This is a genomic window from Streptomyces sp. Y7 (assembly GCF_043195415.1).
Classification (GTDB): Bacteria; Actinomycetota; Actinomycetes; order Streptomycetales; family Streptomycetaceae; genus Streptomyces.
Genome location: NZ_JBIDDQ010000030.1, coordinates 56,366 through 70,467 on the forward strand (window position 1 = coordinate 56,366; position 14,102 = coordinate 70,467).

Sequence of the window (14,102 nt, forward strand, 5' to 3'; positions counted from 1 at the left end):
TGCCACCGATGGGACCGAGAACCCGGGCGGTACTGCCCGCGCCCTCCGCTGTCAGTGCCCCGGCATATCCTGACCCTTCAAGGCCATCGGCTGACGAAGGAGTCCGAAGGTGCCGTCGATGCTCGATGCGGTCGTGGTGGGTGCGGGGCCGAACGGACTGACCGCTGCCGTGGAGCTGGCCCGCCGCGGCTTCTCCGTCGCCGTGTTCGAGGCACGTGACACCGTCGGCGGGGGCGCCCGCACGGAAGAGCTGACCCTCCCGGGCTTCCGGCACGACCCGTGCTCCGCCGCGCACCCCCTCGGCATCAACTCACCGGTCTTCCGGACCATGCCCCTGGACCGCTTCGGCCTGGAGTGGCTGCACCCCGGCCTGCCGATGGCGCACCCCTTCACCGACGGCACCGCCGCCGTGCTGTCCCGGTCCGTCGCCGAGACCGCGGCCTCCTTCGGCCCACGCGACGCGGGGCCCTACCGCAGGCTGGTCGAGCCGTTCCTGGCCAAGTGGGACACCCTGGCCCGTGACTTCATGTCCCTGCCGCTGACCGCGCTGCCCCGCGACCCGGTCACGCTCGCCCGCTTCGGCCTGGTCGGACTGCCGCCGTCCACCTGGCTGATGCGGCGCTTCCGGGACGAGCAGGCCAAGACCCTGTTCTCCGGTCTCGTCGCGCACGTCATGGCCCCTCTCGGCGGCTTCGCCACCGGCGCCATCGGCCTGGTCTTCGCGCTCGCCGCGCACGCCCGCGGCTGGCCCCTGGCCCGCGGCGGCTCCCAGTCGATCTCCGACGCGCTCACCGCGTACCTGGAGGACCTCGGCGGCAACGTCCACACCGACTACGAGGTCAAGCGCCTCGACGACCTGCCGCCCGCCCGCGCGTACGTCTTCGACACCTCGCCCACCGCGCTGGCCCGCATCGCCGGCCTCGGCAACTACTACGAGGGCTACCGCTACGGCCCCGGCGTCTTCAAGATCGACTACGCCCTGGACGGCCCCGTGCCGTGGACCGCGCCGGAGGCCCGCCGCGCCGGCACCGTGCAGATCGGCGGGGACAGCGCCGAGATCGACGCCGCGCTGCGAGCCGCGTCCCGGCAGGGCCGGGCACCCGACAAGCCGTTCATGATCACGGTGCAGCCCAGTGTGGTCGACCCGTCCCGGGCCCCCGAGGGCAAGCACGTCTTCTGGGCGTACGGACACGTCCCGAACGGCTGGACCGGCGACCTCACGGACGCCATCGAACGCCAACTGGAGCGCTTCGCCCCGGGCTTCCGCGACCGTGTCCTCGCCCGGGCGACGGCCGGCCCGGCCGAACTCGCCGTCCGCAACGCCAACTACGTCGGCGGCGACATCGGCTCCGGCGCCGCCTCCGGACTCCAGCTCCTGCTGCGCCCCAAGCTGTCGCTGTTCCCCTACACCACCCCGCACCCGGCGGTCTTCATCTGCTCGTCGGCCACGCCGCCCGGACCGGGCGTGCACGGCATGTCGGGTCACAACGCGGCCAAGGCGGTGTGGCGGCGGCTGCGTCAGGAGCCGTGACGGCGCTCAAACGACTTACTTCTACCGGTAGTTGAGGCCGCGGGGTGAGGAAGACCTGTGTCTTCTTTGTCACTCCGCTTACCGGGGAGTAGGGAGCTGAATGCTCAACGGCCGCCAGTAGGGTGCGGCCATGAAAGATCGGAAAGCGGTTGTCCGCTGTGGATCCCGGTCTGCCGTGCGCCTCGCCGACCTCGCCCTGGGCGCCCGTGCCGGGGCGCAGGTCCGTGCGTCCCTCGAGGGTGTTGGCGCCGTCGACTCCGCAGTGTTTCCGCGTGGCCTTGTCGGGGCTGCCGCCCTTGCCTGTCTCGGGACGTACGGAGCCGCTCAGGCTCGTGCGGTCCGGGAGCCCTCGGCGGAGAACGTGCGGCGGGCCGTGGGGGCCGGGATTCTCGGGCTGCTGCCTCTTCAGGCGGCCTTGACCGCGCGGGGCGGCGCGCCCCGTGTCGCCGCGGTGCTCGGCGTCGTCCACCCCCTCGCGCGACGGCCGGCCCGGCGCATATCCCCCACCTGAGACCCACCCACCTCCGTGTGAGGAACCGGCACCATGAGACCTCCCCCCACGCCCCTCAAGTTCGGCTACGGCACCAACGGCTTCACCCACCACCGGCTGTCCGACGTCCTCGCCGTCCTCGCCGACCTCGGCTATGACGGCGTCGCGCTCACCCTGGACCACAATCACCTCGACCCGTACGCGGACGACCTGCCCCGCCGGGTCGACGCGCTCGCCCGGCAGCTCGACCGGCACGGGCTCGACGTGACCGTGGAGACCGGCGCCCCCTACTTCCTCGACCGCTGGGCCAAACATCTGCCCACGCTGATGTCGGACGGCTCCGAGCTCAGGATCGACCTGCTGCGCCGCGCCCTGCGCACAGCCGCCGACCTCGGCTCGCCCACGGTCCACCTGTGCAGCGGCCCGGCGCCGCAGGGCATGCCGGAGCAGGACGCCTTCAAACGGCTCGCGGAAGGCATCGAGACGGTGCTGGAGAGCGCCGAGACGTACGGGGTGGCGCTGGCCTTCGAGCCGGAGCCGTACATGTTCGTCGACACCGTCGAACGCTGTCTGCGGCTGGGCCGACTCGTCGGCGGGCACCCGCTGTTCGGGATCACCCTGGACATCGGCCACGCGCACTGCGTCGAGGAACACCCGCTGCTGGACTGCGTGCGCCGGGCCGCGCCGCTGCTGCGCAACGTGCAGATCGAGGACATGCGGCGCGGGGTCCACCAGCATCTGGAGTTCGGTGCCGGCGAGATCGACTTCCCGGCCGTGCTGGCCGCCCTGCGCGCCCTCGACCACCGCGGCCTGGTGTCCGTGGAGATCCAGGGCGGCTCGCTCGACGCCCCCGAGGTCGCCCGCCGCTCGATCGAGTTCCTGCGCACGGCCGAACGCGCCGCCGCGGACCTCTGGCCCCCACCCGGTCCCTCGCCCGCCCCGGCTCCGGGCCGGGCGGCCGGTCTCGTCCTTCCTTCCCCACGCCCCTCAGGAAGTTGACCCCATGGCTGTCACGACCGCCTCCCCCTCGGATCCGGCCGACCCCCGCCCCGCCCTGAGCCTCATCCACTCCGGGATACGGCGGATCGCCACCCAGGACGTGGAGCTGTCCGGGGTCACCATCCGGGCGGGGGAGGGCGTCGTGGTGGCGTTACAGTCCGCAAACCGTGACCCGTCGCGCCACGCCGCCCCAGACGATCTCGACGCGCGCCGGGACGCGTCAGGCCACCTGGCCTTCGGTCACGGACCGCACCAGTGCCTGGGCCGGTCGCCGGCCCGCGCCGAACTCCGCCTGGGCCTGGCCACCCCTGTTCCGCAGGCTCCCGATGCTGCATCCGACGGCCCCGCCCGCCTCGCTCGCCCTGTCCACCAGCACGGTCCACGGAGTGCGCTCGCTGCCCGTCGCCCGGCGGTGAACCTGCGAGGGCGGTACCGCCCTGCTATAGAAGCAGTCATGACCACGATCAGGCTCGTGCAGGGCGACATCACACGCGAGACGGCCGACGCGATCGTCAACGCCGCGAACTCCTCCCTCCTCGGCGGGGGAGGAGTCGACGGCGCCATCCACCGCCGCGGCGGCCCCGCGATCCTCGCCGCCTGCCGCGACCTGCGCGCCTCCCACTACGGCAAGGGCCTGCCCACGGGGCACGCGGTCGCCACGACCGCGGGGGACCTGGACGCCCAATGGGTGATCCACACGGTCGGCCCGGTCTGGTCGGCCTCCGAGGACCGCTCGGCGCTGCTGGCCTCCTGCTACCGGGAGTCCCTGCGGGTGGCCGACGAGCTGGGCGCCCGTACGGTCGCCTTCCCGGCGATCTCCACCGGCGTGTACCGGTGGCCGATGGAGGACGCCGCGCGGATCGCGACGGAGACCGTGCGGGACACGCCGACCTCCGTCGAAGAGGTGCGGTTCGTCCTCTTCGACGACCGGGCCTACGAGGCCTTCGCCCAGCAGGGCTGACGCTCCCCGGGCCGGTGTCCCGTATGCTCCCACCAGGTTGTGTTCGCTCAGGAGCCGAGGAACCAGGGAGGTGGGGTCGATGACCGCGCTCGAGGCCGCCGTGCGCAGCGTCCGGGTCTCCCTCACGCCCCGGGCCGTGGCCTGACATCGGCCGGTCCGCCCTCACCGGGAGCGTGAGCCCGCGGGGCACCCACCCGAACACGACCATGAAACGGATCTTCATCCCTCATGCGTACCTGGAGCACGCGCGCCGAGACCGGCGCCGACATCCCCGCCGTCCGTGACATCAACCTCGCCGCGTTCGACACCCCCGCGGAGGCCGACCTCGTCGACGCGCTGCGTACGGACCCCGCCTGGATCGAGGGCCTGTCCCTCGTCTCCACCGACGACGACGGCCGCCCCGTCGGATACGCGCTGCTGACCCGGTGTCACATCGGCGACGTCCCGGCCCTGTGCCTGGCACCGTGCGCCGTCCGGCCCGAGTGGCAGCGCGGCGGCGCCGGCTCGGCGGCCGTCCGTGCCGCCCTCGCCGCGGCCCGGGACATGGGCGAGCACCACGTCGTCGTCCTGGGGCACCCGGGCTACTACCCCCGGTTCGGCTTCACCCGCGCCTCCGCCCATGGCATCGGTCTGAGCATCGACGTGCCCGACGAGGCCCTGATGGCCCTCGCCCTGGACGCCGGCCACCCGCTGCCCGGCGGAACCGTGCGCTACGCCGCGCCGTTCGGCATCTGACCCGAACCGTGGTGCGGGGGAGGTACTCGACCACCCCCGCACCATCGGCCGCTAGCGGCCGGTCGAGCCGTCGATCAGCTCCCGCAGGATGTCCGCGTGGCCCGCGTGCCGGCCGGTCTCCTCGATCATGTGGGTGAGCGCCCAGCGGACGCTGGGCGCGGGCCGGCCCGGCCGCGGCCGGGGAAGCGGCGTGCCGAGGTCGGTACATCCGTCGAGCGCTTCGTTCGCACATGCGACCGCGTGCCGGTAGCGGATCACGACATCGGCCACGCTGTCCGTCGGCGCGGCCCGGAACGTCGCCTGCCAGTCGGGGACGTGCTCCCCGAGGAAGAGCGACCGCTCCACGCACGTCAGATGGTTGAGCAGGCCGAGCAGGTTCGTCCCCGACGCCGTCGCGGCGGTTCGCACCTGCGGCTCGGGCGCGCCGTCGACCTTCGCGGCGACCGAGGTGCGGAGGTAGTCGAGGAAACCGCGCAGGACCTCGCTCTCGCTGCCTCCGGTCCGGGGCGGCGGGGTGTCGCCGCGACGGCTGCGGCGCGTGGGGCCGGGCACAGTGGTCTCCCTTCACTGATCGGGGCGGCGCGCCGGGGGCTCGCGACGTCGCCGGATCCCCAGTCTCGCGAGGCGCCCGCGGCCGCACCGGGAATCTTGCGGGAACGGCAACAACGCCGAGGTTGTGGAGGACGCGTGGAGACGCCGGCGGCCGGCGCCAGGCGGCATTACGCCGGGTGACCCGGCTGGTGGCCCGCGTCCCGCCCGCCTCTCCCGACCGTGCCGCCTCTCCCGTTCATCTCCCCTCCGTTCGGCCTTCACTCAGCCGTGAACACAGATCGCACACAGGTCCGCGACTCTCAGTGCGCTTTGGGTGGTTCATCGCCGCTGGCGAAAAACGGCCCATCCGGTGGAGTGGAGAGGGGGTGGTTTCCATGGTTTCGTCACGGTTCTTGTATGTGGTTTGGGGGACGCCGCAGAGACCCGGTGGCGAGGATCAGTCGGTCGGCTGGCGACTGGTCGGATCCAATCACCGTGAACTGGGGCGCAGCGCCGAGTCGTTCGCCGGTTTCACGGAGTGCCGGGCCGCGGTGCTGTGGCTGAGAGAGCGGATCTCGGACGCCAGAGTGCTGCTGACCACGACGGAGGCGGCGGGCGGCTGGAGCTGGCGCCTGGAGATCGACGGCCGGGCGGTCGCGGTCGCCGGGCGGCTCTACCAGCGCCAGCGGGACTGCCAGTACAACTTCGGGCAGTTCCTGAACACGGTCCAGGTGGCGGAGTTGGCGGAGCCGTTGCCGCCGCTGTCCCGAGGGGCCGGTGCGCGCCGTGCGTACGGCCCTCGCCGCCCGGCCGGTCCGACCCGGCCCGGCAGCCCCGGGAAGGAACCGGACGCCCCGGGCCACCGGCCCTCCGGCGACGACGGCGGTGGCCGCGAGCGTGCCGGGACGCGTGCGCGATGAGTGTCGTCATCCCCAGACCCGGGCCGCCCTCCGAACCCGCACCGGGGGCGGAAGGCGGCCCCGACGACGCCGCCCGGCGCGCACCGCGCGGCCGGACCGAGCCCGCGGACCGCGTCTTCCAGGGCGTGCTCCGCGGCAGCGGCGCGGTCGTCCTGGCGATCATGCTGCTGGTCGGCGTCTTCCTCGCCTACCGCGCGTCCCAGGCACTCGGCGTCGCCCAGTGGTCGTTCCTCACCACCTCCGCGTGGGAGCCCGACTCGCGCCGCTTCGGCATCGCCGCCGTGCTCACCGGCACGGTGCTCATCGGCGTGACCGCGATCTGCGTCGCCCTGCCGCTGGCGCTCGGCACCGCGCTGTACATCTCGGAGTACGCGCCCCGGAAGCTGCGGCGGACCCTGATCAGCCTGGTGGACCTGATGGCCGCCGTGCCCAGTGTCGTGTACGGGCTGTGGGGCTTCTTCCTGCTCCAGGGCCAGGTCGTCGGGCTCTCCCGCTGGATCGCCACGTACTTCTCCTGGATCCCGCTCTTCGAGGTCGACGGCGTCGTCCCGGGCGATCCGCTCCAGACGGCCACCGTGTACACCTCGTCCACGTTCATCGCCGGCATCGTCGTCGCCCTGATGGTCACGCCCATCGCCTGCTCGGTGATGCGGGAGACCTTCTCGCAGGCACCGCCCGGAGAGCGTGAGGGCGCCCTGGCGCTGGGCGCGACCCGGTGGGGGATGATCCGCGCGGTCGTCCTGCCGTACGGGCGGGGCGGCATCATCGGCGGAACCATGCTGGGCCTTGGCCGGGCCCTGGGCGAGACGATCGCCGTCTACATGATCATCTCGCCGGTGTTCTCCGTGCAGTGGCACGTCCTGCAGAACGGCGCCAACTCCGTCTCCGCGCTGATCGCCCTGCGCTACGGCTCCGCCAGCGAGTTCGGCATGTCGGCCCTGATGGCCGCGGGACTCGCGCTCTTCCTGCTGACCCTCGTCGTGAACTTCGTCGCGTCCTCGATCGCCGCCCGCAGCCGCTCCGGCGCCGGAACGGAGGCCTGACCATGACCACCGAGCTCCTCAAGGAAGCGACGACCGTGCGGCCGCCCGCCGAGGACCACGACAGCGCCCCCGAGGTCCGCCGGAACACCTCCTCCGTGCACGCCTTTGACCTGCTCGCCCTCGCGGGCGCGGCCGCCGGCGGGGTGTCGTTCACGGCGCTGTTGTTCGTGTGGATCGCCCCGTTCGACTCGGTCCTCGGCTTCGTCGTCGTCGCGTACCTGCTGTTCCTCGCGCTGTACGCGGTGCTGGTCTCCTTCGACGAGAACTCCGTCGCCGTACGCGACAAGGTCGCCGCCGTGCTGTGGCAGAGCCTCGCCGTGCTGCTGCTCGGCTCGCTCGCGCTGGTCGTGGGGTACACCCTGTGGCGCGGCAGGTCCGCGCTCGTGCACATCGGCTTCTTCACCGAGGACATGTCGGGCACCGGCCCGCTGGAGCCGCTCAGCGAGGGCGGCGTGGTGCACGCGATCGTCGGCACGCTGGAGCAGATCGCCCTCTCCCTCGCCGTCACCGTGCCGCTCGGACTGGCCTGCGCGGTGTTCCTCAACGAAGTGCCCGGACGCTACGCGCGTTTCGTACGCACCATCGTCGAGGCGATGACCGCCCTGCCGTCGATCGTGGCCGGCCTGTTCATCTACGCCACCGTCATCCTCATCCTCGGCTTCGACAAGTCCGGCATCGCCGCCGCGCTGGCGCTCGGCGTGATGATGCTGCCGATCATCATCCGCGCCGCCGACGTGGTGATCCGGCTGGTGCCGGGCTCGCTGCGCGAGGCGTCCTACGCCCTGGGCGCCGGCCGCTGGCGCACCGTGTGGACGGTCGTCCTGCCCACCGCCCGCTCCGGGCTGACCACCGCCGTGATCCTGGGCACCGCCCGGGGCATCGGCGAGACCTCCCCGGTGCTGCTGACGTCCGGGGTCAACGCGGGCCTGAACGCCGATCCGCTCAACGGCCCGCAGATCTCGCTGCCACTGGCCACCTTCGACCTGGTGCGCTCGCCCCAACCCTCCTTCATCGCGCGCGGGTTCGGCTCCGCCGCGCTGCTGATGGCCCTGGTCCTGCTGCTGTTCGTGCTGGCCCGGGTGATCGGCGGGCGCGGGCCCGGCGAGCTGACCCGCAACCAGCGGCACCGCCGCGTGCTCGCCTCGCGGCGCGACGCCGAACGCATGAGCAGGCGCGCCCGGGTCCGGCCGCGACCGCCCGCCGGTGCCGCGCCAGCCGGTGCCGCGCCACCCGTCGACCCCGTCCCGGGGCCGGCCCCCGAGTAGTCCCTCCCGCACCCCGCCCCGGCCCTACCCGCCGCATCACCGACGACCTGGAGTTCCTCGTCATGCCCGGATCACTTCCGGCCACCTCCGCACGCCTGCGTACGAGAGCCGTGACCGCCCTCGTCCTTCTGGCCGCCCTGCTGGTCGGCGCCGTACCCGCCGGCGCCGCGACCTACGTGCCGATCTCGGGCGCGGGCTCCACCTGGAGCCAGAACGCGCTCGACCAGTGGCGGGCCAACGTCAAGCAGTACGGCATGACCGTGAACTACAACGGCACCGGCTCCTCCGACGGCCGCAACCAGTTCCGCAACGGCACCGTGGACTACGCCGTCTCCGAAATCCCGTACGGCATCAAGGACTCGGGCGTCGTCGACTCACCGCCGTCCCGCAAGTACGCGTACATGCCGATCGTGGCCGGCGGTACCTCGTTCATGTACAACCTCACCATCGGCAACCGCCGGGTGACCAACCTGCGGCTGTCCGGCGAGGTCATCGCCAAGATGTTCACCGGGCAGATCAGGACCTGGAACGACCCCGCCGTCAAGGCCGACAACCCGGCCCTGGCCAACGCGCTGCCCGCCCGCCGGGTCGTCCCGGTGGTCCGCTCCGACGGCTCCGGTACGACCGCCCAGTTCACCACCTGGCTGAGCAAGCAGCACGCAGGTCTGTGGGACGCCTACTGCCGCCGCGCCGGCCGCACCACCCCGTGCGGGGCGACCTCCAACTACCCGGTCGTACCCGGCGGCGGCTTCGTCGGGCAGTCGGGCTCGAACGGTGTCTCCGGCTATGTCGCCCAGGCCGGCAATGTCGGCACGATCACCTACGTCGAGTACTCGTACGCCGTGTACACGACCGGTTTCCCGGTCGCCAAGGTGCTCAACAGGGCCGGGTACTACGTCGAGCCGACCGCGAAGAACGTGGCGGTGGCGCTGACCAAGGCGGACATCGAGGAGAACGCCGCGTCCCCGGCGTATCTGACCCAGAAGCTCGACCGTGTCTACAACGACTCGGACGCGCGCAGCTACCCGCTCTCCAGCTACAGCTACATGATCATCCCGACCAGGCTGGAGTCGAACTTCAACGCCCAGAAGGGCAAGACGCTCGGCGCCTTCTCGTACTACTTCCTCTGCCAGGGCCAGCAGCGCGTCGACAGCCTCGGGTACTCGCCGCTGCCGATCAACCTCGTGCAGGCCGGGCTGAAGCAGGTCCGCAGGATCCCCGGGGTCGACGTCGAGAGCGTCGACATCAGGAAGTGCAACAACCCGACGTTCTCGCCGGACGGCACCAACACGCTGGTCAAGACCGCGCCTTACCCGCCCGCGTGCGACAAGAAGGGCGCCGGCCAGTGCTCCACCGGTACGGGGGGTGCCAAGGCGCCGACCCAGGTGGGCGGGGGTTCGGGGAGCGGGGGCTCCGGTGGGGGCGCGTCCGGTGGCCCGGGGACGGGTTCCGCGGGTGCCTCGGGCGGTGCCGGCGCGTCCGGTGGCGGCGGGACCGGCGGGGCCGGTGGGACCGCGACGGGCGGAACGGCTGCCGGAGCCACCGGCGGGTCCGGGGGCGCCGGCTCCGGGGGTGCGTCCGGGACGCCCGCCGCGAGTGGCGGGGGGACGTCGATCGACCCGGACACCGGGCAGGTCATCGGGGCCGGGGGTGCCGCGGGCGGCGGGACCGGGGCGGACGCGTTCGCCCAGCCCGTCAGCACGGCGCGGAGTATCAGTGGGGGGACGCGTACCGCGTTGATGGCGCTGGCCGGTGTGCTGTTGCTGGCGATCACGGTGGGGCCGCCCCTGATCGGCCGGAGACTTCGAGCTCCGCAGGGGCGGCCGTGATGGGTCGTTCGTCGTCCGCGGCGCCGTCGTGGCTCGTCGCGCAGTTCCCCGCGCCCCTGAAGGGCGTTGCACGCAGGTTCATCCGCACCTTCCTGTGCGTCGCGGTCGCCCTGCTCTCCGTCATCGGCGTCGCCGTGCTCGTCTCGCCCGGGCCCGCATCGGCCGCCGACTCCTCCTCCGATGTGACCGTCTCCGGTGAAGGGCCGTTCGCGGACCTGAAGGTGACGGTCAGTCAGACCCGGAACCTCGTCAACCAGGTCGTCCGGGTGTCGTGGAAGGGCGGTGCCCCCACCGTCTCGGACACCACCTACGCCGCCGACTACCTCCAGATCATGCAGTGCTGGGGGGACGGGAGCGGTGGGCCCGATCCCGAGCAGTGTCAGTTCGGTGGGTCCTCCGCGCTGGGAGCCGGCGCCGGTAGTCAGGCCGCCGGGGCGTACACCAACACCCGGCAGCTCAGCTACGGCGGGCTGAAGGATCCGGCGCAGGAGCTGCCGCCGGCGTCCGGGACCGGGATCTCGTACGTGCCGTTCCGGTCCGTGACCGGGGATGTGATCACGAAGGGGAACTGGAACGAGTTCTACGACGTGAACACCTCCAACGAGGTGCCGTACGCCCGCACCGGACCCGACGGAACCGGAGAGGTCTACTTCGAGGCGCAGACCGGGCTGGAAGCGCCCGGCCTGGGATGCGGCGAGGTGCCCGCCGGGGCCTCCGGGGCCACGGCGGGGCGCAGGTGCTGGCTGGTCGTCGTGCCGCGCGGGGAGAGCGAGGTCGACGGCAGCGCCTACACCGCGCGGTCCAGCGGCCTGCTGGAATCCTCGCCGCTGACCGCGAGCAACTGGAAGCACCGGCTCGTCGTCCCGCTGGCCTTCGAGCCGATGGGGCGGTTCTGCCCGATCGGAGCCGACGAGCGGGGCACGCTCGGCAACGAGATCGTCGCCGAGGTCGTCACGCGCTGGCAGCCCGCTCTCTGCCAGTCCGGCGGCAGGACGATCTACGGCTATGCCCAGGTCACCGACGACACCGCGCGCGCCAAGCTGGTCTCCGGCTCGCCCGGGCTGGTGTTCCTCGGCCGTCCGGCCACCGGCGATCAGGTGCCGGCGGGGCAGCGGCCCGTCTACGCGCCGGTCGCCCTGTCGGGACTGACCCTCGGCTTCTTCATCGAGAGCCAGGCCGGCTTCAACGCGCCCGCGGCCGTCAAGGCACGGGACGGAGCCCGGCTGACCTCGCTGAACCTCACCCCGCGACTGGTGGCCAAGCTGCTCACCGAGTCGTACCAGGACGGCAATTCCCGGCTCGCGCCGAGCACCGCGGACAACCCGTTCAACCTGGCCACCGACCCCGAGTTCCTCAAGCACAACCCCGGCTACCAGGACCTCAGTTTCGGCGGCAGTCTCGGTGACGCGCTCGTACCGGAGGCACTGGCCGACGCCACGTGGGAGCTGTGGAACTGGGTGCGCCAGGACCCCGCCGCCCGTGAGTTCCTGAGCGGCACCGCCGACGACGCGGGGCGGTACGGCGACCCCGCCTTCTCCGGGATGAAGGTCAACCCGCACTACAAGGACATGGAGCTGCCACGGGAGGAGTTCCCGAAGAGCGACCCGTTCTGCCAGCAGTTCCAGGACCACCCCGACCACCCGCTGTGCATCCAGGACAAGCACCCGTACGCCACCGACCTGCACTCCGCCGCCCGCGCCGCCGCGCGCGGCGACACCCTGGCCCGCACCAACTGGGACAACACCGCGACACCCCCCGGCTACAAGAAGAACCCCCCGCAGCCCGCGGGCCGGCGAGCCGTCCTCGCCCTCACCGACACGGCGACGGCGGCGCGCTACGGCCTGGTGACGGCCAGGCTGCAGAACGCCGCCGGCCGGTTCGTCGCCCCCGACACCCGGGGAATGCTCGCCGGGCAGGCGGCGATGAGGGCGAGCGGTGTGAGCGGGGTGGAGGTCGCCGATCCGGCCACCAGGAGCCGTGACGCCTATCCGCTGACGCTGCTCACCTACGCCGCGACCGTGCCGGAGAAGCTCACCCGGCAGGAGGGCACCGACTACGCCGCCCTGCTGCGGTACGCGGCGGGCGACGGCCAGCGGCCCGGCGTGGCCGCGGGCACCCTGCCCGAGGGCTACGCCCCCCTGCCGGCCGAGGTACGCGGTCGTACCCGTGCCGCCGCCGAGGCCATCGCGTCCCGGGCCGGGGCACCGGCCCCGGGCCCGACGGCCGGCGGCTCCACGGCCGGGGGCTCGACGGGCGGTTCGGGCACGGTGTCCGGCGGCTCCGGTGACACCGGGGGAGCCGTCGCCGCGGGCTCGCAAGGTGCCGGCCTCGCCGGCGGCGCCGGGTCCCCCGGCGGGCAGGCCGGTGCGAGTGGTGCGGGGGGCACCGGGGCTTCCCCGTCCGCCGCCGCGAGCGGCGGCACTCCCTCGGGCTCCCCGTCCACCGCACCGGCCGCCGCCTCCGCCCAGGACAGCCCGCTGCTGCGCACCCCTGCGTGGGCGCTCGGCGCCGTGCGCTACGCCCTGCTGATCGCCCTGGTCACCGGTCTCGCCGCCGCCGTCGGCGGCCCCCTCCTGCCGAGGGCCGTGCCGCGACTGGCCGCCGCCGTCGCCGACCGGCGCTCCAGGGCCAAGTCCGCCACCGGCGAAGGGAGGTGATGCCCGCACCCGACACACCGACAGGTCCGCGCCAACGAACTGTCCGAAAGTCCGCGCCGGGCACCACCGCCCGGGCGAAAGCCTAATCGAGAGGTACAGCACGTGAACAAGAGAATGGCCGCCGTCGCCGCCGTGGGTCTCGCAGGTCTGGTCACCGGCACCCTCAGCGCCACGCAGGCCGCCGCCGACCCGGCCGGCCCGCCCACCTACCGTCAGCTCGCCGGCGTGGGTTCCGACACCACGCAGGACGTGATGAACGGGATGGCCCAGGCCATCACCATCAACGGCACCAAGGTCATCGGCTCCTACGACGCCACCGGCTCGGCCCAGATCACCACCAAGGACCCGGCCGCCACGCCCGGTTGCACCATCGCGCGCCCGAACGGCTCCGGCGCCGGCCGCACCGCCCTGCAGAACTCCCTCCAGGCGGGCAACGGCTGCCTGGACTTCTCGCGTTCCTCCAGCCTCAACCTGGCCGCCGCGAGCCCGGGTCTGACCTACGTCCCGTTCGCCGTGGACGCCGTCAGCTACGCGATCACGCCCACCAGCACGGTGCCGCGCAAGCTCACGCTGGCCGACCTCAAGGCCATCTACCACTGCGACCCGGGCTACGTGGGCGCCGGCCCCAACTACAGCCTGACGGTGTACCTGCCGCAGGCCGGCTCGGGCACCCGCAGTTTCTGGGAGTCCCAGATGGGCATCACGGACGCCGACGTCGTCGCCGGTGTCTACCCCTGCATCAAGGACACCAAGAACGGCAGCCCGGTCCAGGAGCACGACGGCCGGGTCCTCGACGACAAGTCGATCGTCCCGTTCTCCATCGCGCAGTACAACTCGCAGGCCTCGCAGACGATCGCCGACCTCCGCGGCCGCGCGATCCTCGGCACCGTCGACGGTCTCGCGCCGACCGTTCTGAACAGCAACTTCGGTGTGAAGCGCGACGTCTACAACGTCATCCCGACGAGCAAGATCGGCACCGCGCCCTGGAGCACGGTCTTCGTCGGCAACAACTCCCTGGTCTGCCAGCAGACGTCGGTGATCAACACCTACGGCTTCGCCACCAACCCGAACTGCGGCGACACCAGCAAGCAGACCTCCTGACGCCCCGTTCGGATCTTCGGAAAACATCCTCCAGAAGGAG

General features: G+C 72.6%; 12 protein-coding genes and 1 pseudogene. 12 read left to right on the forward strand and 1 reads right to left on the reverse strand.

Going from position 1 to position 14,102, the window contains the following annotated elements:
* Window positions 1-118 precede the first annotated feature (118 nt).
* From ACGFW6_RS39250 to ACGFW6_RS39275, 6 genes and pseudogenes are all read left to right on the forward strand, one after another.
* Complete coding sequence (locus ACGFW6_RS39250; protein WP_393521115.1) at window positions 119-1,531, forward strand: phytoene desaturase family protein; 1,413 nt, start codon at window positions 119-121, stop codon at window positions 1,529-1,531.
* Window positions 1,532-2,075: 544 nt separating this feature from the next.
* On the forward strand, window positions 2,076-3,020 hold the full coding sequence (locus ACGFW6_RS39255; RefSeq protein WP_393521117.1) for a sugar phosphate isomerase/epimerase family protein: 945 nt from the start codon (window positions 2,076-2,078) through the stop codon (window positions 3,018-3,020).
* 4 nt (window positions 3,021-3,024) lie between these two features.
* Window positions 3,025-3,267, forward strand: a pseudogene (locus ACGFW6_RS39260) (hypothetical protein); the annotation flags it as partial.
* The gene (locus ACGFW6_RS39265) at window positions 3,188-3,436 is read left to right on the forward strand and encodes a hypothetical protein (protein ID WP_393521192.1); all 249 of its coding nucleotides are present in this window, start codon (window positions 3,188-3,190) and stop codon (window positions 3,434-3,436) included. The pseudogene ACGFW6_RS39260 and the gene ACGFW6_RS39265, both read left to right, overlap by 80 nt.
* A gap of 38 nt (window positions 3,437-3,474) precedes the next feature.
* Window positions 3,475-3,981, forward strand: coding sequence for an O-acetyl-ADP-ribose deacetylase (locus tag ACGFW6_RS39270; RefSeq protein ID WP_393521184.1), 507 nt, complete (start codon window positions 3,475-3,477; stop codon window positions 3,979-3,981).
* A 228-nt stretch (window positions 3,982-4,209) separates the two neighbouring features.
* Complete coding sequence (locus ACGFW6_RS39275; RefSeq protein WP_393521119.1) at window positions 4,210-4,716, forward strand: GNAT family N-acetyltransferase; 507 nt, start codon at window positions 4,210-4,212, stop codon at window positions 4,714-4,716.
* Window positions 4,717-4,767: 51 nt separating this feature from the next.
* Here the strand turns inward: ACGFW6_RS39275 and ACGFW6_RS39280 are convergent, their stop codons facing one another.
* Complete coding sequence (locus ACGFW6_RS39280; protein WP_393521121.1) at window positions 4,768-5,268, reverse strand: DinB family protein; 501 nt, start codon at window positions 5,266-5,268, stop codon at window positions 4,768-4,770.
* 530 nt (window positions 5,269-5,798) lie between these two features.
* Between ACGFW6_RS39280 and ACGFW6_RS39285 the strand changes: the two genes are divergently transcribed.
* From ACGFW6_RS39285 to ACGFW6_RS39310, 6 genes are all read left to right on the forward strand, one after another.
* Window positions 5,799-6,167 carry a hypothetical protein gene (locus ACGFW6_RS39285; protein WP_393521123.1) on the forward strand — a complete coding sequence of 123 codons (369 nt, stop codon included), beginning with the start codon at window positions 5,799-5,801 and terminating at the stop codon, window positions 6,165-6,167.
* Entirely contained in the window at window positions 6,164-7,210 is a 1,047-nt protein-coding gene (gene pstC / locus ACGFW6_RS39290; protein WP_393521125.1) for a phosphate ABC transporter permease subunit PstC, read from the forward strand. Before ACGFW6_RS39285 ends, pstC begins: the two co-directional genes overlap by 4 nt.
* Before the next feature lie 2 nt (window positions 7,211-7,212).
* Window positions 7,213-8,475, forward strand: a complete 1,263-nt coding sequence (gene pstA / locus ACGFW6_RS39295; protein ID WP_393521127.1) for a phosphate ABC transporter permease PstA — start codon at window positions 7,213-7,215, stop codon at window positions 8,473-8,475.
* Window positions 8,476-8,537: 62 nt separating this feature from the next.
* A complete protein-coding gene (pstS, locus tag ACGFW6_RS39300) occupies window positions 8,538-10,304 on the forward strand; it encodes a phosphate ABC transporter substrate-binding protein PstS (RefSeq protein WP_393521129.1) in 1,767 nt (588 codons plus the stop codon).
* Window positions 10,304-12,961: a hypothetical protein gene (locus ACGFW6_RS39305; protein ID WP_393521131.1), complete on the forward strand. Its 2,658-nt coding sequence runs from the start codon at window positions 10,304-10,306 to the stop codon at window positions 12,959-12,961. The genes pstS and ACGFW6_RS39305 overlap by 1 nt, the downstream gene beginning before the upstream one ends.
* A 102-nt stretch (window positions 12,962-13,063) precedes the next feature.
* A complete protein-coding gene (locus tag ACGFW6_RS39310) occupies window positions 13,064-14,062 on the forward strand; it encodes a hypothetical protein (protein ID WP_393521133.1) in 999 nt (332 codons plus the stop codon).
* The last annotated feature ends 40 nt before the right edge of the window (window positions 14,063-14,102 follow it).

Excerpts from the sequence above, each read along its gene's own strand:
- pstA (WP_393521127.1), top strand. The coding sequence starts at position 7,213 with ATGACCACCGAGCTCCTCAAGGAAGCGACGACCGTGCGGCCGCCCGCC.
- ACGFW6_RS39305 (WP_393521131.1), top strand. The coding sequence starts at position 10,304 with ATGGGTCGTTCGTCGTCCGCGGCGCCGTCGTGGCTCGTCGCGCAGTTC.
- ACGFW6_RS39255 (WP_393521117.1), top strand. The coding sequence starts at position 2,076 with ATGAGACCTCCCCCCACGCCCCTCAAGTTCGGCTACGGCACCAACGGC.
- pstC (WP_393521125.1), top strand. The coding sequence starts at position 6,164 with ATGAGTGTCGTCATCCCCAGACCCGGGCCGCCCTCCGAACCCGCACCG.
- ACGFW6_RS39250 (WP_393521115.1), top strand. The coding sequence starts at position 119 with ATGCTCGATGCGGTCGTGGTGGGTGCGGGGCCGAACGGACTGACCGCT.
- ACGFW6_RS39275 (WP_393521119.1), top strand. The coding sequence starts at position 4,210 with ATGCGTACCTGGAGCACGCGCGCCGAGACCGGCGCCGACATCCCCGCC.
- pstS (WP_393521129.1), top strand. The coding sequence starts at position 8,538 with ATGCCCGGATCACTTCCGGCCACCTCCGCACGCCTGCGTACGAGAGCC.
- ACGFW6_RS39270 (WP_393521184.1), top strand. The coding sequence starts at position 3,475 with ATGACCACGATCAGGCTCGTGCAGGGCGACATCACACGCGAGACGGCC.